This window comes from Sphingomonas sp. PL20, from assembly GCF_017875905.1.
GTDB lineage: Bacteria > Pseudomonadota > Alphaproteobacteria > Sphingomonadales > Sphingomonadaceae > Sphingomonas > Sphingomonas echinoides.
On the sequence record NZ_JAGINH010000002.1, the window covers coordinates 4,554,001 to 4,569,280 of the forward strand.

General features: G+C 67.3%; 17 protein-coding genes and 1 tRNA gene. 11 read left to right on the forward strand and 7 right to left on the reverse strand.

Annotated features, from left to right (window positions below; translation table 11 throughout):
- Positions 1-11 precede the first annotated feature (11 nt).
- Positions 12-896: a bestrophin family protein gene (locus tag H4W01_RS21620; protein ID WP_209613127.1), complete on the forward strand. Its 885-nt coding sequence runs from the start codon at positions 12-14 to the stop codon at positions 894-896.
- 35 nt (positions 897-931) lie between these two features.
- Here the strand turns inward: H4W01_RS21620 and H4W01_RS21625 are convergent, their stop codons facing one another.
- Both H4W01_RS21625 and H4W01_RS21630 read right to left on the reverse strand, forming a co-directional pair.
- Positions 932-1,273: a hypothetical protein gene (locus H4W01_RS21625; protein ID WP_010406221.1), complete on the reverse strand. Its 342-nt coding sequence runs from the start codon at positions 1,271-1,273 to the stop codon at positions 932-934.
- An 89-nt stretch (positions 1,274-1,362) separates the two neighbouring features.
- Positions 1,363-2,787, reverse strand: coding sequence for a sigma-54-dependent transcriptional regulator (locus H4W01_RS21630; RefSeq protein WP_010406224.1), 1,425 nt, complete (start codon positions 2,785-2,787; stop codon positions 1,363-1,365).
- A gap of 212 nt (positions 2,788-2,999) precedes the next feature.
- Here H4W01_RS21630 and H4W01_RS21635 point away from each other — a divergent pair, with 212 nt between their 5' ends.
- The 7 genes from H4W01_RS21635 to H4W01_RS21665 all read left to right on the forward strand — a co-directional run bounded on the left by H4W01_RS21635 (position 3,000) and on the right by H4W01_RS21665 (position 8,563).
- Entirely contained in the window at positions 3,000-3,128 is a 129-nt protein-coding gene (locus H4W01_RS21635) for an aa3-type cytochrome c oxidase subunit IV (RefSeq protein ID WP_086010570.1), read from the forward strand.
- Between the two features lie 2 nt (positions 3,129-3,130).
- On the forward strand, positions 3,131-4,258 hold the full coding sequence (locus H4W01_RS21640; RefSeq protein WP_010406227.1) for an NAD(P) transhydrogenase subunit alpha: 1,128 nt from the start codon (positions 3,131-3,133) through the stop codon (positions 4,256-4,258).
- Between the two features lie 122 nt (positions 4,259-4,380).
- The gene (locus H4W01_RS21645) at positions 4,381-4,689 is read left to right on the forward strand and encodes a proton-translocating transhydrogenase family protein (protein ID WP_209613128.1); all 309 of its coding nucleotides are present in this window, start codon (positions 4,381-4,383) and stop codon (positions 4,687-4,689) included.
- A gap of 110 nt (positions 4,690-4,799) precedes the next feature.
- A complete protein-coding gene (locus tag H4W01_RS21650; protein WP_209613129.1) occupies positions 4,800-6,260 on the forward strand; it encodes an NAD(P)(+) transhydrogenase (Re/Si-specific) subunit beta in 1,461 nt (486 codons plus the stop codon).
- A 53-nt stretch (positions 6,261-6,313) separates the two neighbouring features.
- Complete coding sequence (locus H4W01_RS21655; RefSeq protein ID WP_209613130.1) at positions 6,314-7,285, forward strand: hypothetical protein; 972 nt, start codon at positions 6,314-6,316, stop codon at positions 7,283-7,285.
- A 152-nt stretch (positions 7,286-7,437) separates the two neighbouring features.
- Positions 7,438-8,403 carry a hypothetical protein gene (locus H4W01_RS21660; RefSeq protein WP_209613131.1) on the forward strand — a complete coding sequence of 322 codons (966 nt, stop codon included), beginning with the start codon at positions 7,438-7,440 and terminating at the stop codon, positions 8,401-8,403.
- Positions 8,404-8,487: 84 nt separating this feature from the next.
- Positions 8,488-8,563, forward strand: a tRNA-Val gene (locus H4W01_RS21665).
- A 12-nt stretch (positions 8,564-8,575) separates the two neighbouring features.
- Here the strand turns inward: H4W01_RS21665 and cobU are convergent.
- Positions 8,576-9,097, reverse strand: a complete 522-nt coding sequence (gene cobU / locus H4W01_RS21670) for a bifunctional adenosylcobinamide kinase/adenosylcobinamide-phosphate guanylyltransferase (RefSeq protein ID WP_209613132.1) — start codon at positions 9,095-9,097, stop codon at positions 8,576-8,578.
- Positions 9,098-9,196: 99 nt separating this feature from the next.
- Between cobU and H4W01_RS21675 the strand changes: the two genes are divergently transcribed.
- From H4W01_RS21675 to H4W01_RS21685, 3 genes are read left to right on the forward strand one after another with little or no spacing between them, the layout of a single operon-like run.
- Positions 9,197-10,192 (forward strand): aminotransferase class I/II-fold pyridoxal phosphate-dependent enzyme, encoded by a 996-nt coding sequence (locus tag H4W01_RS21675; RefSeq protein ID WP_209613133.1) that lies wholly within the window; start codon positions 9,197-9,199, stop codon positions 10,190-10,192.
- The gene (gene cbiB, locus H4W01_RS21680; RefSeq protein ID WP_334685401.1) at positions 10,185-11,126 is read left to right on the forward strand and encodes an adenosylcobinamide-phosphate synthase CbiB; all 942 of its coding nucleotides are present in this window, start codon (positions 10,185-10,187) and stop codon (positions 11,124-11,126) included. The genes H4W01_RS21675 and cbiB overlap by 8 nt, the downstream gene beginning before the upstream one ends.
- Entirely contained in the window at positions 11,114-12,574 is a 1,461-nt protein-coding gene (locus H4W01_RS21685; RefSeq protein WP_209613134.1) for a cobyric acid synthase, read from the forward strand. Before cbiB ends, H4W01_RS21685 begins: the two co-directional genes overlap by 13 nt.
- Here H4W01_RS21685 and cobS read toward each other — a convergent pair.
- Genes cobS through H4W01_RS21705 form a run of 4 tightly spaced genes read right to left on the reverse strand, consistent with a single transcriptional unit; the run spans position 12,554 to position 15,256 of the window.
- Positions 12,554-13,273: an adenosylcobinamide-GDP ribazoletransferase gene (gene cobS / locus H4W01_RS21690; protein ID WP_209613135.1), complete on the reverse strand. Its 720-nt coding sequence runs from the start codon at positions 13,271-13,273 to the stop codon at positions 12,554-12,556. The two genes, H4W01_RS21685 and cobS, sit on opposite strands and share 21 nt — an antisense overlap.
- Positions 13,270-13,839: a histidine phosphatase family protein gene (locus tag H4W01_RS21695; protein WP_209613136.1), complete on the reverse strand. Its 570-nt coding sequence runs from the start codon at positions 13,837-13,839 to the stop codon at positions 13,270-13,272. The genes cobS and H4W01_RS21695 overlap by 4 nt, the downstream gene beginning before the upstream one ends.
- Positions 13,836-14,852 (reverse strand): nicotinate-nucleotide--dimethylbenzimidazole phosphoribosyltransferase, encoded by a 1,017-nt coding sequence (gene cobT, locus H4W01_RS21700; protein ID WP_209613137.1) that lies wholly within the window; start codon positions 14,850-14,852, stop codon positions 13,836-13,838. Before cobT ends, H4W01_RS21695 begins: the two co-directional genes overlap by 4 nt.
- Complete coding sequence (locus H4W01_RS21705; RefSeq protein WP_209613138.1) at positions 14,849-15,256, reverse strand: DUF1636 domain-containing protein; 408 nt, start codon at positions 15,254-15,256, stop codon at positions 14,849-14,851. Before H4W01_RS21705 ends, cobT begins: the two co-directional genes overlap by 4 nt.
- Positions 15,257-15,280 lie beyond the last annotated feature (24 nt).

Sequence of the window (15,280 nt, forward strand, 5' to 3'; positions counted from 1 at the left end):
GGAGGACGCCCATGATTATCGATTCCGGCCCGCGCCTGCGCCAGATTTTCGCCGAGGTGTGGCGACCGCTGCTCGTGCTGTTCGTGTGGGATGTGGTGGTGACGGGCGGCTATTACCTGCTCCCCTTCCACGCGCCGTCGCTGCCGTTGACGCTGTTCGGGTCGGCACTGGCGCTGTTTCTGGGCTTTCGCAGCACCTCGGCCTATCAGCGCTGGTGGGAAGGGCGCGTCCTGTGGGGCGCGATGATCAACGCCTCGCGCAGCCTGTCGCGCACGGTGCGCAGTTACCTGCCCGATGCGGAAGGCCGCGATCTGCAACGCGCGATTATCCTGCGGCAGATCACGTATGTGAACGTGCTGCGGTGTCAGTTGCGGCGGCAGGACCCCAAGCCCGAGGTGGAGCGCTTCCTGTCACCGGACGAAGCCAAGCCTTCGCTTGCGCGCACCAACACCGCCAATGGCATCCTTGATGGCACCGGCCGCCGGATCGACCATGCGCGCACGCTCGGCTGGATCGACACCGTACAACAAGCGGCGATCGAGCGGATCCTGGTCGATATCACCAACGCACAGGGCGGCATGGAGCGGCTGAAGAACACCCCTTTGCCCAATCAATATCGCTTCTTCCCCGAGCTGTTTACCCGCTTGTTCTGCGTGCTGCTGCCGATTGGGCTGGTCGAAACGCTGGAATTTGCCACGCCGATCGGGTCGACCGTGGCGGGGGCGATGTTCCTTGCGGTGCTGCGGATTGGCGACGATCTGGTCGATCCCTTCGCCAATACCGTGCACGACGTGCCGCTGAGCGCGATGTGCCGCACGATCGAGATCGACCTGCTGCAAGCGCTGGGCGATCCTGCTCCCGAACCGATGCGTCCCGTCAAAGGGATCCTCTGGTAGCGGAGGGGCGGCAGTCGCCTACCGCCCACCGCAAATCAGCAGCCGTTCTTGCGATTCTGCGCCGCGTCATGCTTCTTGTCGAGATGCTTGCCGAGCAGGGCACCGCCAACGCCGCCCGCCAGCGTGCCGAGCACGCCGCCGCCCAGTACATTGCCCGCGACCGCGCCGCCGACGCCACCGGCGATCGCGCCGGTTGTGCCGCTGCTGCGCTTGCAGCGATAATAACGGCCGTCTTGCCCGCGATAGGTGCGTTGGTCGTCCTGGCGCTCATAGCGGCGGTCGCGGTCATCGCGATCTTGCGCGGCGGCCATGGTCGGCAGGGCCGCCGGGATCATCGACAGCACGGCCAGCGCCGCGAAAACGGATTTCTTCGACATGGGTAATCTCCTCCACACTGTAACAGACAGCGCCGCAGATATTTCCGCATCGGCCCTGAATTTGCGATGAAGCGATCGTACAGCCGCAGTTAGGCCGCAGCGTTATCGATCCCCAATTCGCCGAGCTTCCTATACAGGGTCGAACGCCCGATGCCGAGCCGACGCGCCACTTCGGTCATGCGCCCGCGATAATGGCCGATCGCAAGCCGGATGACATCGGCCTCGATTTCCTCCAGCGCGCGCAAATTGCCATCGGCATGGAACAGCGTGACGCCGCCGCTGGTCGCCATCGGCACCGGGGTCGGCGTGGTGTGGCGTTGCCCGCCGAGCGCCGCGATCTGCGGGAAATCCGCGCGGGTGAGCGCTGAGCCGTCGCACAAAACGGCGGCGCGGAACAAGGCGTTCTGCAGCTGGCGGACATTGCCGGGCCAGTCATACCGTCCCAGCAAGGCGAGCGCATCGTCGGTAATGCCAAGCTGGCGCAAGCCCGGCTGCTGCGCGATGCGGGCCAGCAAATGGCGGGCGAGCGCGGGAATGTCGCCGGTGCGCTCGCGTAAAGGCGGGATCGTCACCTGCACGACGTTGAGGCGATAATAGAGGTCTTCGCGGAAACGCCCGGCCTCGACTTCCTCGATCAAGCGCTTGTTGGTGGCGGCGATCACGCGAACATCGACTTCGCGAACATGGCGTGCGCCGATCGGCTGAATCTCGCCCGATTGCAGCACGCGCAGCAATTTGACCTGCGCCTCCAGCGGCATTTCGCCGATTTCGTCGAGGAACAAAGTGCCGCCATCGGCCAGCTGGAAACGCCCGATCTTGCGTTCGAACGCGCCGGTAAACGCGCCCTTTTCATGGCCGAACAGCTCGGATTCGACGAGATTGGGCGGCAGCGCGCCGCAATTGACCGCGACCATCGGCTTCTTGTTGCGCGGCGAGGCGGCGTGGATCGCCTCGGCGACGACTTCCTTGCCGACGCCGCTCTCTCCCTCGAGCAGCACCGGCACGCGCGCGCGCGCGGCCTTGGCGGCGATGGCGAGGGCGGCGCGGAAATCGGGGGCCGAGCCAACGATCTCGTCAAACGCCAGCAGCGCCGGGATCTTTTCGGTGAGCGGCCGCAATTCGCCCGCCGCCTTGCCCGCGACCGCCGCATCGAGCGCGCCGAGCAGCCGTTCGGGCGCGAGCGGCTTGACCAGGAAATCGGTGGCACCACTGCGCATCGCCGCGACCGCTTGCGCGACCGAGCCATTGGCGGTGAGCAGCAACAACGGCAGATCGGGGCGGCGCGCGCGAATTTCGTCGATCAGCGCGCTCGGATCGGCCTCGGGGGCCCATTGGTCGAGCAAGACGGCATCAAGCTGCATCCCGTCGGGCGTGCCGAGCATCGCGATCGCCATTTCGCCGTCGGCCGCGAACACCGCGCGCCAGCCACGCCGCACCGCGATCGCCGCGACGAGGCGGCGCTGCGCGGGTTCGTCGTCGATCAACATCAGCAGGCGCTGTCCGTTGCGCGTCATGCTTTACCCCAATGCGTGCCAAATCCAGCCGCCTGCCATAGCGACAAGGTATGAAAGCGGGCTTAAACGCCCCGTCCTGGGACGGATGGGACAAAGCGGCACGATGGCACGCGCGCCCTGTAACAAATGTAAGGGGGGTTGAGGGGTCAGGCTGTGCGGGCTAAGCACGGGTCCGAAGCGGGGGTAACCCCGGATCTTCGAGGGGAGAAACGATGGCTGCCGATAGCGAGCTGCAAGTTCACCGCGCGACCTATGAAAAGGTCATTGCCGTCCTGAAATATGGTGCGATCGCGTGCTTCATCATCGCGTTCGTGGTGGTGTGGCTGATCTCGGGCAAATAAGCGTGAAGATCGCTGTCCTGCGTGAAACCGCCGAGGGCGAGCGCCGCGTTGCCGCCACCCCCGAAACCGTCAAGAAATTCGTGGGCCTTGGTGCCAGCGTCGCGGTCGAAAGCGGCGCTGGGCTGACCGCCTCGATCGCCGATGCCGATTATGCCGCCGCCGGTGCGAGCGTTGCCGACCGCGCCGCGACGCTGGCGGGTGCCGAAATCGTGCTGGGCGTGCAGGGGCCTGCCGCCGATACGCTGAGCGGTGTCGCGCCCGGCGCATGGCTCGCCGCCGCGCTCAACCCTTTTGCCGACCGCGCGCGGATCGAGGGGTATGCGGCAGCCGGTCTTGAAGCGCTGGCGATGGAATTCATGCCGCGCATTACGCGCGCGCAATCAATGGACATATTGTCGTCGCAGTCGAACCTTGCCGGGTATAAAGCGGTGCTTGATGCGGCCAGCGTCTATGGCCGCGCCTTTCCGATGATGATGACGGCGGCGGGCACCGTCTCCGCCGCGCGCGTGTTCGTAATGGGCGTGGGCGTTGCCGGATTGCAGGCGATCGCCACCGCACGGCGGCTGGGCGCGCAAGTCTCGGCGACCGATGTGCGCTCGGCGACCAAGGAGCAGATCCTGTCGCTCGGGGCCAAGCCCGTCTTCGTCGAAAGTGTCGCGGGGATCGAGGGCGAAGGCTCGGGCGGGTATGCTGGGGAGATGAGCCCGGAATATCAGGCGGCGCAGGCCGAACTGGTATCGTCGCACATCGCCAAGCAGGACATCGTGATCACGACCGCGCTGATTCCGGGGCGGCCTGCGCCACGGCTGATTTCGGCGGCGCAGGTGGCGAGTATGCGGCCGGGCTCGGTGATCGTCGATCTCGCGGTCGAAAGCGGCGGCAATGTCGAGGGCGCGGTCGCGGGCGAAACCGTGGTGGTGAACGGCGTCTCGATCGTCGGGCATCGCAACGTCGCGTCGCGGCTGGCGGCGGACGCCTCGGCCTTGTTCTCGCGCAACCTGTTCAATTTCCTCAGCGCCTTTTGGGACAAGGAGGCGGGCAAGCCCGTGCTCGATGCCGAAATCGGCGATGCGATCCGGCTGACGCAAGGCGGCAAGATCGTCAACGCGCGGTTGCTCCCGGCGGCATGAGCGCTGCTGTCCTACACGCCCCCGTTTCGCTACCCTTGATCGGGTGCAAGCCCGTCCGCATTTTTTCTTTTTTCTCTGCGATACGGGCGAGCATCCTGAAATTTGAGAGGTTCTGATCGGCCATGGACTTTATCTCGATCCTTTCGATCTTCGTTATGGCCTGCTTCGTCGGCTATTATGTCGTCTGGTCGGTCACTCCCGCCCTGCACACGCCGTTGATGGCGGTGACCAATGCGATTTCCTCGGTGATCATCGTTGGCGCGCTGATCGCCTCGGCGGCGGCGGGGATTGGTGGTGGCGGGGCGACCTCGAAATGGCTTGGGCTGCTCGCGGTGGTGCTGGCGAGCGTCAACATCTTCGGGGGCTTTGCGGTCACCGCGCGGATGCTGGCGATGTATAAGAAGAAGGCGCCTGCTGGGGCTAGGCACTGAATTTCGTCGCCCCGGCCTTGTGCCGGGGTCCACTCATCCACTGACGCTAAGGCTATTGGCGCGGTGGACCCCGGCACAAGGCCGGGGTGACGGCAAGGGGTTGAAGACACGTGGAACACATAACCGTCAATCCCTGGGCATCGCTGGCCTATCTCGTCGCGGGGGTGTGCTTCATTCTCGCGCTTCGCGGGCTGTCCAGCCCGGCGACGAGCCAGCGCGGCAACCGCATGGGCATCCTCGGCATGACGATTGCGGTGGTGACGACGCTCATCACGCATGTGCCTTTCAAAGATTATCAAGACTTCGGTCAATTGGGCTTCATCGCGCACGTTGACGGCCTGACATTGATCGAAATCCTCGCCGCAATCGGGATCGGTGCCGCCATCGGCATCACCACCGCGCGGCGCATCGCGATGACCGACATGCCGCAGCTCGTCGCCGCCTTCCATTCGCTGGTCGGGCTGGCGGCGGTGCTGGTGGCGTGCGCGGCGTTCCTCAATCCGGGCGCGTTCGGCATTGCCGAGGGCGGCGTGATCTTCGCGCAAAGCCGCATCGAAATGGGGCTGGGCGTTGCGATCGGCGCGATCACCTTTTCGGGCTCGGTGATCGCCTTCCTCAAACTCAACGGCAATATGGGCGGCGCGCCGATCCTGTTGCCGGGGCGGCATGTGATCAACCTCGGCGTGCTCGCCGCGATCCTGGGGCTGGTCGGCTATTTCACCATCGACCAGAGCGCGTGGGTGTTCTGGACGATCACGGTGCTGAGCTTCGCCATCGGCTTCCTGCTGATCGTGCCGATCGGTGGGGCGGACATGCCGGTCGTGGTGTCGATGCTCAATTCCTATTCGGGCTGGGCGGCGGCGGCGATGGGCTTCACGCTGCACAATACGGCGATGATCATCACCGGCGCATTGGTCGGGTCGTCGGGCGCGATCCTCAGCTACATCATGTGCAAGGCGATGAACCGCAGTTTCATCAGCGTGATCGCGGGTGGCTTTGGCGGCGAAACCGCGGCGGCGGGCGGTCCGGCCAAGGAACAGCGGCCGTGGAAGCGCGGATCGGCGGAGGACGCCGCCTTCCTGCTCGAACAGGCCGAACAGGTCATCATCGTGCCGGGATACGGCATGGCGGTCAGCCAGGCGCAGCACGCGTTGCGCGAAATGGGCGACAAATTGAAGGCGCATGGCGTGCGCGTGAAATATGCCATCCACCCCGTCGCCGGGCGTATGCCGGGGCATATGAACGTGCTGCTGGCCGAAGCGAACGTGCCCTATGACGATGTGTTCGAGCTGGAGGATATTAACAGCGAATTCGCGCAGACCGATGTCGCTTTCGTGATCGGCGCGAACGACGTGACCAACCCGGCGGCCAAGACCGACAAGACCTCGCCGATTTACGGGATGCCCGTGCTCGATGTCGGCAAGGCCAAGACCGTGCTGTTCATCAAGCGCTCGATGGGGGGCGTCGGCTATGCCGGCGTCGACAATGACGTGTTCTATATGGACAACACCATGATGTTGCTGGGCGACGCCAAGAAGATGGTTGAAGAGATCGTCAAATCGCTGGACTAAGCCGGGCTGATCCGCTCAACCTGCTGATCGAACACGCAAATGGGGGCTGAGCGATGGCGACGAATGGCGCGGCATATGAGGGCGCGAGCTATGACGGGCGGACGGCAAATGGCGTGACGGTCGGCGGCATTGTCGCCGGTGGGTTTCGCCTGATCCGCGAGCGCATTGCCGCAGTTTCGGCCTGGGCCTTGCTGTATCTGGTGATGAACGTGCTGGTGGTGCTGGCGATGCGCCAGATACTGGCAGGGGTGGGGGCTGAGACGGTGACGGCGCAGACGACCGGCGTCGCGCGCGATCCCGCGCTGATGATGGCCCATATGAGCCAGATGTTCGGCGTCTACCTTATGCTGATGATCGGGCTGCTGGTGCTCTATACGGCGGGCCTGCGCGCAGCGTTGCGGCCGGGCGAGGGGCGCTTCGCCTATCTGCGCCTGAGCATGGACGAAGTGCGCATGCTGCTGGTGGCGTTGCTGCTGTGGGTCGGCTTCTTCCTGCTGTATCTGGTGCTGGCGCTGGTGGTTGGCCTGGTCGGCGGGGTGGTGGCGGTTGCCGCGCGCGGGGCGATGGTGCCGGTGTTCATCCTGCTCGGCCTCGCCGCCTTTGCGGTGCTGATCTATTTCTATGTGCGCTTCTCGCTCGTCTTCGCGCTGACGATGCAGCGCGGCAAGGTCATCATCGGTGAGTCGTGGAACCTGACCAAGGGACGGTTCTGGACGCTGTTCGGGGCCTATCTCGTCGTCGGGCTGATCGTGACCGTGGTATCGGTGGTTTTGCTTGGGCTTACCCAGGGCAGCTACATTGCGGAGATGGCACAGGGCGGTTTCCGGCCCGAGGCGGTGCAGGCGGCGCAGCGCCACCAGATGGAGCAGCAATTCGGCGCGATTACCGGCCTGACCGTGGTGGGTTGGGTGCTGGGCGCGGTGCTGATGACGTTGTGGATCACGCTGGCGGCGGGCGTGGCGGGCGCGGCGACGACCGGATTGCGCGACGATGCCTTTGCCGACATCGGTGCCGTCTACGAATGAACGACGCGACTTTGCTCCATTGCGGAGCAAAGACACGCATTCGCGTACCTTATCGCTGCCGAAACGGCGCGGCTTTCGCTGTTCCGCCTTTGGGAAATACGTACTTTGCGTACTCAGCCGCGGCCCTAGCCCGGCGTAGCGGAGCGGCAGCGATGGACAAGCACGGGCAAGCGACAGGCGGGGCGTTTCCGATCGGCGGAGCAAGACGACAGGCCCCGGACATTCTGGCGATCGTCGCGGACGATCGGCGCGCGATGGTGGCGGAGGTGTGCGACGCCGTGCGCGGGGAACGCTGGGCGTGGACCGACTGGCACGGCGCGACCGAGCGTTTGGACCATGCCGGGTCGGTCGGGATTGTCCTGGCCGACACGCGCGGGGTTAGCGAGGCGCAGCTTGCACCCGTCCTGCCGCAGCTCGACGCCTTCGCCCGCGGCGCGGGGCAGCGGGTGATCGTCGCGCTGGATTTCGAGCAGATCGACCTCATTTCCGCCGCGCTCGCGACGCCAGGGATCGAATTGTTGTGCGCGCCGAGCCTTGCCGAATATGTCGCGGCGTTGTTTGTGGCGGGGGGCGGCACCGGCGGCGTGCGCGACAGCGGACGGGAGGCGGAGGCAGAGCGGTTGCGGCAATTGCACGAACAGGTCGCGCGCATCGCCGAAACGCTCGCCCGCTTGACCGGCGAAGCGACCGACCCGCCGGCGCGCGAAAGCGGCCATGTCGGCGAACACGGCATGTCCTATCGCGGCGGGCCTGCCCCTGCCGCTGCCAGCCCCATCGCCGCGCGCGACATTCGTGATGCGATCCGCGCGCGGCGCATGCGCGACCAGCATTTCGGGAGCGGGCTGTTCGAGGATCCGGCATGGGACATGCTGCTCGATCTGTTCGCCGCCGAGCTGGAGCGGTCGCAGGTTTCGGTCTCCAGCCTCTGCATTGCCGCAGCGGTTGCGCCGACCACCGCGTTGCGCTGGATCGCCAAGCTGACCGATGCCGGGCTGTTCGAGCGCCAGCCCGACCCGTTCGATCGCCGCCGCGCCTTCATGGCGCTGTCCGCCCGCGCAAGTGCGGCGATGCGCGCCTATTTTGGGGCGGTGCAACGGATCGGCGCGCCGATCGCGTAATTGCGCGCCGCGGCGGCGCAGAGGCTTGCAGTGTCGGCCCGGTGATGGCACAGGGCGCTTCTTCGTTCCCGCAAGCGGGTTCGCGGGCGATTAGCTCAGTTGGTAGAGCGTCTCGTTTACACCGAGAATGTCGGCGGTTCGAGCCCGTCATCGCCCACCATGCCCTGCACGGCTATTTCAGCACCAACGGCAAACCGGCAGCGACGAACACCACCGAATCGACGGTGCGTGCGATTGCCTGGTTGATCGTGCCCGCCATATCGCGAAAGCGGCGCGCCAGCGCATTGTCGGGCACGATGCCAAGGCCGACTTCATTCGATACGAGCAGGATTTTCCCCGGCGCAGCGGCGATGGCGGCGGTGAGGTCGTCGATTGCCGAGGTCAGATCAGCCTCTGCGAACAACAGGTTGGACGCCCATAGCGTCAGGCAATCGACCAGCAGGACGGTTTCGGGGCGGCTGTGCGCGGCAATCGCCTCGGCCAGCGCGAGCGGTGCCTCGAGCGTTTGCCAGCGCGCGCCGCGTTCGGCGCGATGCCGCGCGATGCGATCGTCCATCTCGCCATCGAGCGCTTGCGCGGTGGCCAGATAGAGCAGCGCCCCCGGCAGGCCCTCCGCCTGGCGCTGGGCAAAGGCACTTTTGCCGGAGCGCGCGCCGCCCAGGATCAATTGTGTCCGTGTGAATGCAATCGACATCGCTTTGGCGGTTCCAACAGAGTCGCGTTGCCCTATAGCGCGGACGCGGCACTCTGCACCGTTCGATCGAGCGCGGGTGGGGCCAGACGACGGGATACTGTGCGCTTGCGGGAATGGACCATACATGGCGGTCGGCTTGTGGAGGCGCAGCTTTATTACCGCGAAGCGCCGACACCGTGGCTGGATCTGTCGACCGGGATCAATCCAGAGCCGTGGCCGGGAGCCGACGCGCTGACCTTCGACTGGGCGCGCTTGCCGGACGACGCCGCGCTTCGTCAGCTTGAAGCGGTCGCCATGGCCTATTTCGCGGCGCGGGGGCCGCAGGTTCTGGCGCTGCCCGGCACCGAATTCGGCTTGCGCGGTTTGGCGACGCTCGGCCTGCCCGCGCCCTTCCGCCACGTCTGGCCGGGGTATCGCACCCATGCCGAAGCGTTGCCGGGGAGCGTCCCCGTTTCCTTCGACGCCGCGATCGAGCTGGCGGGGCAGGGCGGCACGATCGTGTTGGCCAACCCGTCCAATCCCGATGGGCGCTTGCTTGCGCCTGCCGATGTGATGGCGCTGGCGGCGGGGCTGGCGCGCAGCGGGGGGTGGCTGGTGGTCGATGAGGCGTTCATCGATGCGCAGGACGGCGGCAGTATTGTGCCGTTGCTGGACGGGACCGAGCCCGTGCTGGTCATGCGCTCGTTTGGCAAGTTCTTCGGTCTGGCGGGCGTGCGTTTGGGCTTTGCGGTGGGGCCAGCCGCGATGATCGCACGTTGGCGCGCGACGGTCGGCAGTTGGCCGCTCTCCGCCGCCGCGATCGCGATCGGCACGGCGGCTTATGGTGACAGCGGCTGGATCGCCAGCACCCGCGCGGCCCTGTTGGAGCGGGCAGCGGCGCTGGACCGGGTGTTGCGGAGCCACGGACTGGAGCCGATCGGCGCTTCGCCGCAGTTCCGGCTGGTGGCGTGCGATGCGAGCGCGTTGTTCGACCGCTTGGCGCGCGTCGGTATCCTGACGCGACCCTTCGACTATGATCCGCGCTGGTTGCGGCTGGGTGTGTCCGCATCGCGCGGAGATCTCGCGCGTCTCGATCGGGCTCTGGCCGGTGGCTGAGCCGGTCGCGCTGGTCGCGCTGGCCCTGGACGCGGCGATCGGGTGGCCCGCTTGGCTGTATCGGCGGATCGGTCACCCGATCGGGCTGTTCGCCGGAATCCTCGACATGAGTGAACAGGTATGGAACCGGCCCGACCGTTCCTTTGCGGCGCGCCGGGCGCTCGGGGTTCTCACGATGGCGCTGCTGATCGGGACGGTCGGCGGGGCGAGCTGGTTGCTGCAACGCGCGGTGCTGGAGGGGCTTCGCCCAATCGGGTGGCTGGTGTGTGCGCTGCTCGCCTTTCCCGCGCTGGCGCAGCGGAGCCTGGACGATCACGTCCGCGCGGTTGCGCTGGCGTTGCAGCAAGGCGACCTGCCCGCCGCGCGTACCGCCGTCGCGCAGATCGTGGGGCGCGACCCCGACGCGCTCGATGTCGCCGGGGTCAGCCGTGCCGCGATCGAAAGTCTGGCGGAAAGCTTTTGCGACGGGGTTGCCGCGCCGTTGTTCTGTCTGCTGGCGTTGGGGCTGCCGGGCGTGTGGGTGTATAAGGCGATCAACACCGCCGACAGCATGATCGGCCACCGTGAGCCGCGCTGGCGCGCGTTCGGCTGGGCGGCGGCGCGGATCGATGATGGGGCGAACCTGATCCCGGCGCGCCTTGCCGGGATCGCGATTTGCCTTGCCGCAGGCAAAGGGTGGCGGACGATGGCGCGCGATGCGGGCAAGCACGCCTCCCCCAATGCCGGATGGACCGAGGCGGCGATGGCGGGCGCGCTCGATCTGCGGCTGGTCGGGCCGGTCTGGTATGATGGCGTTCTGCACGACAAGCCTTGGATCGGCGCGCACGGGCGCAACGATGCGGGGGCCGTCGACATTCGGCGCGCGCTGGTGATCTATCGCCGGGCGTGCCTGTTGCTGTGGGCAATCGCTGGGGGGCTGGCATGGGCGCTGTAATGCTGCAGGGGACCGGCTCGGATGTCGGCAAATCGGTGCTGGTCGCCGGGCTGTGCCGCGCGCTTGCCAATCGCGGGTTGCGCGTGCGCCCGTTTAAGCCGCAGAATATGTCGAACAACGCCGCCGTCACCGCCGATGGCGGCGAGATCGGGCGGGCACAGGCGACCCAGGCGATTGCCTGCCGCACCGAGCCGACCACCGACATGAACCCGGTGCTGCTGAAACCGCAGGCCGATCACACATCGCAATTGATCGTCCATGGCCACGTGCGTGGCACCTTGCGCCCGGGCAATTACCGGCAAGCGCGCGGGGCCCTGCTGGAGGATGTGCTGGCGAGCTATCGCCGGCTGCGCGCCGAATGCGATGTGGTGGTGGTGGAGGGGGCGGGGTCGCCTGCCGAGATCAACCTGCGCAGCGGCGACATCGCCAATATGGGGTTTGCGCGCGCCGCCGGGGTGCCGGTGGTGCTGGTCGGCGATATCGATCGCGGCGGTGTGATCGCGGCGATCGTCGGCACGCGCGCGGTGATCGACCCCGACGATGCCGCGATGATCCACGGCTTTCTGATCAACAAGTTTCGCGGTGATCCGGCGCTGTTCGAGGACGGGTATCGCCAGATCGAGCAACTGGCGGGCTGGCGCGGCTTTGGCGTGGTGCCGTGGCTTGCCCCGGCGGCGCGCTTGCCGAGCGAGGATGCGGTCATTCTCGAACGCCCGATCGTCAACGAAGCGCAACGGATCGTCATTGCCTGCCCGATCACGCCGCGTATCGCCAATTTCGACGATCTCGATCCGCTGAAGCTGGAGCCGGGCGTGGAGGTGCGGATGATCGCGCCCGGCCAGCCGATCCCGGCCGAGGCCGCTTTGGTGGTGCTGGCCGGATCGAAGGCGACCATCGCCGACCTTGCCTTCCTGCGTGGCCAGGGGTGGGACATTGACATCCTGGCGCACCACCGGCGCGGCGGGCATGTGCTGGGCCTGTGCGGCGGGTATCAGATGCTGGGGCGCTCTATCAGCGATCCGCAGGGGGTCGAAGGGCCGCCGGGCAGCGTGGCCGGGCTGGGTCTGCTCGCGGTGGACACCGTGCTTGCCGGGCGCAAGACGCTGGCGCGGGTGCACGGCACCGCGCTTGGTGCGGCGTTCCAGGGCTATGAAATTCATATGGGCGAGACCGCCGGCCCCGATACCGCCCGCCCGGTTGCCCATATGGCCGATGGACGGAGCGACGGGGCGATCAGCGCCGACGGGTGCATCGCGGGCAGCTATGTGCACGGTCTGCTCGATCTTGCCGGTCAGCGCGCGGCATGGCTCGCGCGGATCGGGGGGACGGGCAGCGGCATCGACCAGCAGGTGGCGGTCGATCAGGCGCTGGACGAAATTGCCGCTTTGCTCGAACGGCATCTCGACATCGACGCGTTGGTCGCGCTGTCACAGATGGCGCAGGGCTAACACCGCGAGCAGCAAGCCGGTTTCGACCAGTTCGATTCCCGCGCCGTGGCAATCCCCCGAAACACCGCCGAGGGTTCGCCGCAGCCACACGCCCCACAGGGCAATCAACGGCACCGCGATCAGGATGGCGGGCACCACCATCGCCCCTGCCGCCAGCACGACGGACCATCCGACGATATGCGATACGCGCACGTGCTCGACGAAGCGCGCGCCAAGCCCCGCATGCAGCGGTGGCAGCCACAGCGTCCACACCAGCGGCCCGATGCGCGCGGCAAAGGGCAGCAGGATCAACGCCGGGAAAGCACCTCCCGCCGCGATCACGGCGTGGACCAGCACCAGCTTGGCGAGCAGTTGCAGCACGATCGCGACCACGCCGAAGCTGCCGACATGCGGATCGGCCATCACCGCCAGCAAGCGCGCGCGGTCCTTATGTGCGGCACCGCAGCCATCGGCGAGGTCCGCCAGCCCGTCGAGATGGAGCGCCCCGGTCCCCCCGACCCAGACCGCCACCGCCGCCAGCGCCGCCACCCAGCCATCGAGCTGTGCGCCGAGCCACGCGCCGCCCGCGACCAGCGCCCCGACGATCAGCCCGACGGCGGGAAACCAGCGCATCGATCGGGCAAAGTCGCGCTCGGTCGCCTGCACTTGCGGCGTTGGCAGGCGGGTGAGGAACTGGATCGCCAGGAGGACGCTTTTCATCGGCGCAGGCCAATAATCTGCGCAGCGGGCGTTTCGCCCCGCCACACGCGCAACGACAACAGGCTGGCATACGGCAGATCGATCGCCCAACTCTGGCGCGAATCGAACCCGCACAGCACCGCCAGCGCCGCCCGCATCGCCCCGGCGTGCGTCACCACGAGCGTTGGCACCGCAGCCAGATTGGCGAGCGCCTCTGCCACCCGCCCGACGAGATCGGACCAGCGCTCGCCGCCTGGCGGCGCGCAGCCATCGGGGTCGTCCCAGAAGCGCGCGAGCGTGGCACTGTCCACCGCGTTGGGGGGCAGGCCGTCCCACTGCCCGAAGTCCAATTCGCGCCAGCGCGGATCGATCGCCAGCGGGATCCCTTTCACCGTCGAGATCGCCGCGCCCGCGCACCGGGCGCGCGACAGGTCCGATGCGATCAGCGCCGCGACATCCAGCTCGCGCGCCTGCGCCACGCACGCGGCGATGCCCGACGCCAGCGGGGTCGCGTCGGTGTGGCCGATCAAGCGCCCCGCGCCTTCCGGCGCGCCATGCCGCAGGAGATGCAGGACGACGCTGCTCACAACGCCCCCGCCACCCCCGCCTCGGCAAAGGTCGCCATGCCGTTATGCGCGGCGAGCGCGCTGCGGATGACCGACACGGCCACGGCGGCACCGCTGCCCTCCCCCAGCCGCATCCCGAGCGACAGAAGTGGCTCCAGTCCCAAATGGGCGAGGAGGCGGACATGCCCCGGCTCGGCCGAACAATGCCCGGCGATACAGTGATCGGTAATGGCAGGGGTGTGGGCGGCCAACGGCGCGAGTGCGGCACAGGTGATGAAGCCATCGAGCACCACTGGCACGCGCTGTCGCCGCGCGGCCCGCACTGCGCCCGCAATCGCCGCGATCTCGCGCCCGCCCAGCCGCCGCAGCGTTTCAAAAGGGGTGTGCGGTGCGCCCGCGTGAAAGGCGAGCGCCCGTTCGACCACCGCGATCTTGCGGGCGATGCCGTCCGGATCGACACCGGTTCCCGGCCCGACCCACTCCGCCACTGCGCCGCCAAAGCTGCGCGCGCACAAAGCGGTGGCGGCGGTGGTGTTGCCGATGCCCATCTCGCCGACCACCAGCACATCGAGCTCCGGCGTCACCACTGCGGCCCCGGCGGACAGCGCGGCCAGGCATTCGTCCTCCGTCATTGCGGGGCTTTGCGTGAAATCGGCGGTCGGACGATCGAGCTCCAGCGCGACCACCGAAAGCTCCAGGCCCGCCGCCGCCGCCAGGGCGTTGATCGCCGCGCCGCCATTCGCGAAATTGGCGACCATCGCCTCCGTCACGCTGGCGGGAAAGGCGCTGACGCCGTGGACGACAAAGCCGTGATTGCCCGCGAAAATGGCGGCGCGGCCTTGGGCGATGCGCGGTCGTGCGGTGCCCTGCCACCCGGCCATGAACAGCGCGATATCCTCCAGACGACCGAGCGAACCCGGCGGTTTGGTCAATGCCGCTTGCCGCGCGCGCGCAGCGCCTGTCGCCGCCCCATCGGGTTCGGGCAAATCGGCCAGCGCGGCATCGAACGCGGCGCGCGATGCAAAACCGTTCATTGCGCGACAAAGCCCGGTGGCGGCGTGCGGGTGATGAAATGCCCCTTCACGCCCTGCGGCCACTCTTTGAAGGGCACGCGGCCATGCTCGCTCTCGGCATAGGCGAGTGCATAGTCGAGCAAGGCGGTCGCGGCATCGGCATCGGGCGTGAAGCGCCCCAGCACATAGCCGACCTTGCCCGGCGCACGCAGATGCACGGTGCAGAATTCGGTGCAGGCGAACAGGCACGGCATTTCCTGGACGGCGATGCCCGCATAGCGTGGGTCACCGGCCTGCACTTCGCGCAACGCCGCGACCAGCCGCGCGCCGCCGCGCAGCCCGGCCGCATCCTCTTTCGCGTCGCCGCTGTGGCGACAGGTGTTGCAGGCGACGATGGCGGGGCCATCCTCCACGGGGGTCAGCATAAGGTCGGGGTCTTTCCTGTGGCG

Bases quoted from the DNA above. Each gene is read 5' to 3' on its own strand.
- H4W01_RS21635 (WP_086010570.1), top strand. From the start codon at position 3,000: ATGGCTGCCGATAGCGAGCTGCAAGTTCACCGCGCGACCTATGAAAAG.
- H4W01_RS21705 (WP_209613138.1), bottom strand. From the start codon at position 15,256: ATGCTGACCCCCGTGGAGGATGGCCCCGCCATCGTCGCCTGCAACACC.
- H4W01_RS21625 (WP_010406221.1), bottom strand. From the start codon at position 1,273: ATGTCGAAGAAATCCGTTTTCGCGGCGCTGGCCGTGCTGTCGATGATC.
- H4W01_RS21630 (WP_010406224.1), bottom strand. From the start codon at position 2,787: ATGACGCGCAACGGACAGCGCCTGCTGATGTTGATCGACGACGAACCC.
- H4W01_RS21660 (WP_209613131.1), top strand. From the start codon at position 7,438: ATGGACAAGCACGGGCAAGCGACAGGCGGGGCGTTTCCGATCGGCGGA.
- cobU (WP_209613132.1), bottom strand. From the start codon at position 9,097: ATGTCGATTGCATTCACACGGACACAATTGATCCTGGGCGGCGCGCGC.
- cobS (WP_209613135.1), bottom strand. From the start codon at position 13,273: ATGAAAAGCGTCCTCCTGGCGATCCAGTTCCTCACCCGCCTGCCAACG.
- H4W01_RS21655 (WP_209613130.1), top strand. From the start codon at position 6,314: ATGGCGACGAATGGCGCGGCATATGAGGGCGCGAGCTATGACGGGCGG.
- cobT (WP_209613137.1), bottom strand. From the start codon at position 14,852: ATGAACGGTTTTGCATCGCGCGCCGCGTTCGATGCCGCGCTGGCCGAT.
- H4W01_RS21620 (WP_209613127.1), top strand. From the start codon at position 12: ATGATTATCGATTCCGGCCCGCGCCTGCGCCAGATTTTCGCCGAGGTG.
- H4W01_RS21645 (WP_209613128.1), top strand. From the start codon at position 4,381: ATGGACTTTATCTCGATCCTTTCGATCTTCGTTATGGCCTGCTTCGTC.
- H4W01_RS21685 (WP_209613134.1), top strand. From the start codon at position 11,114: ATGGGCGCTGTAATGCTGCAGGGGACCGGCTCGGATGTCGGCAAATCG.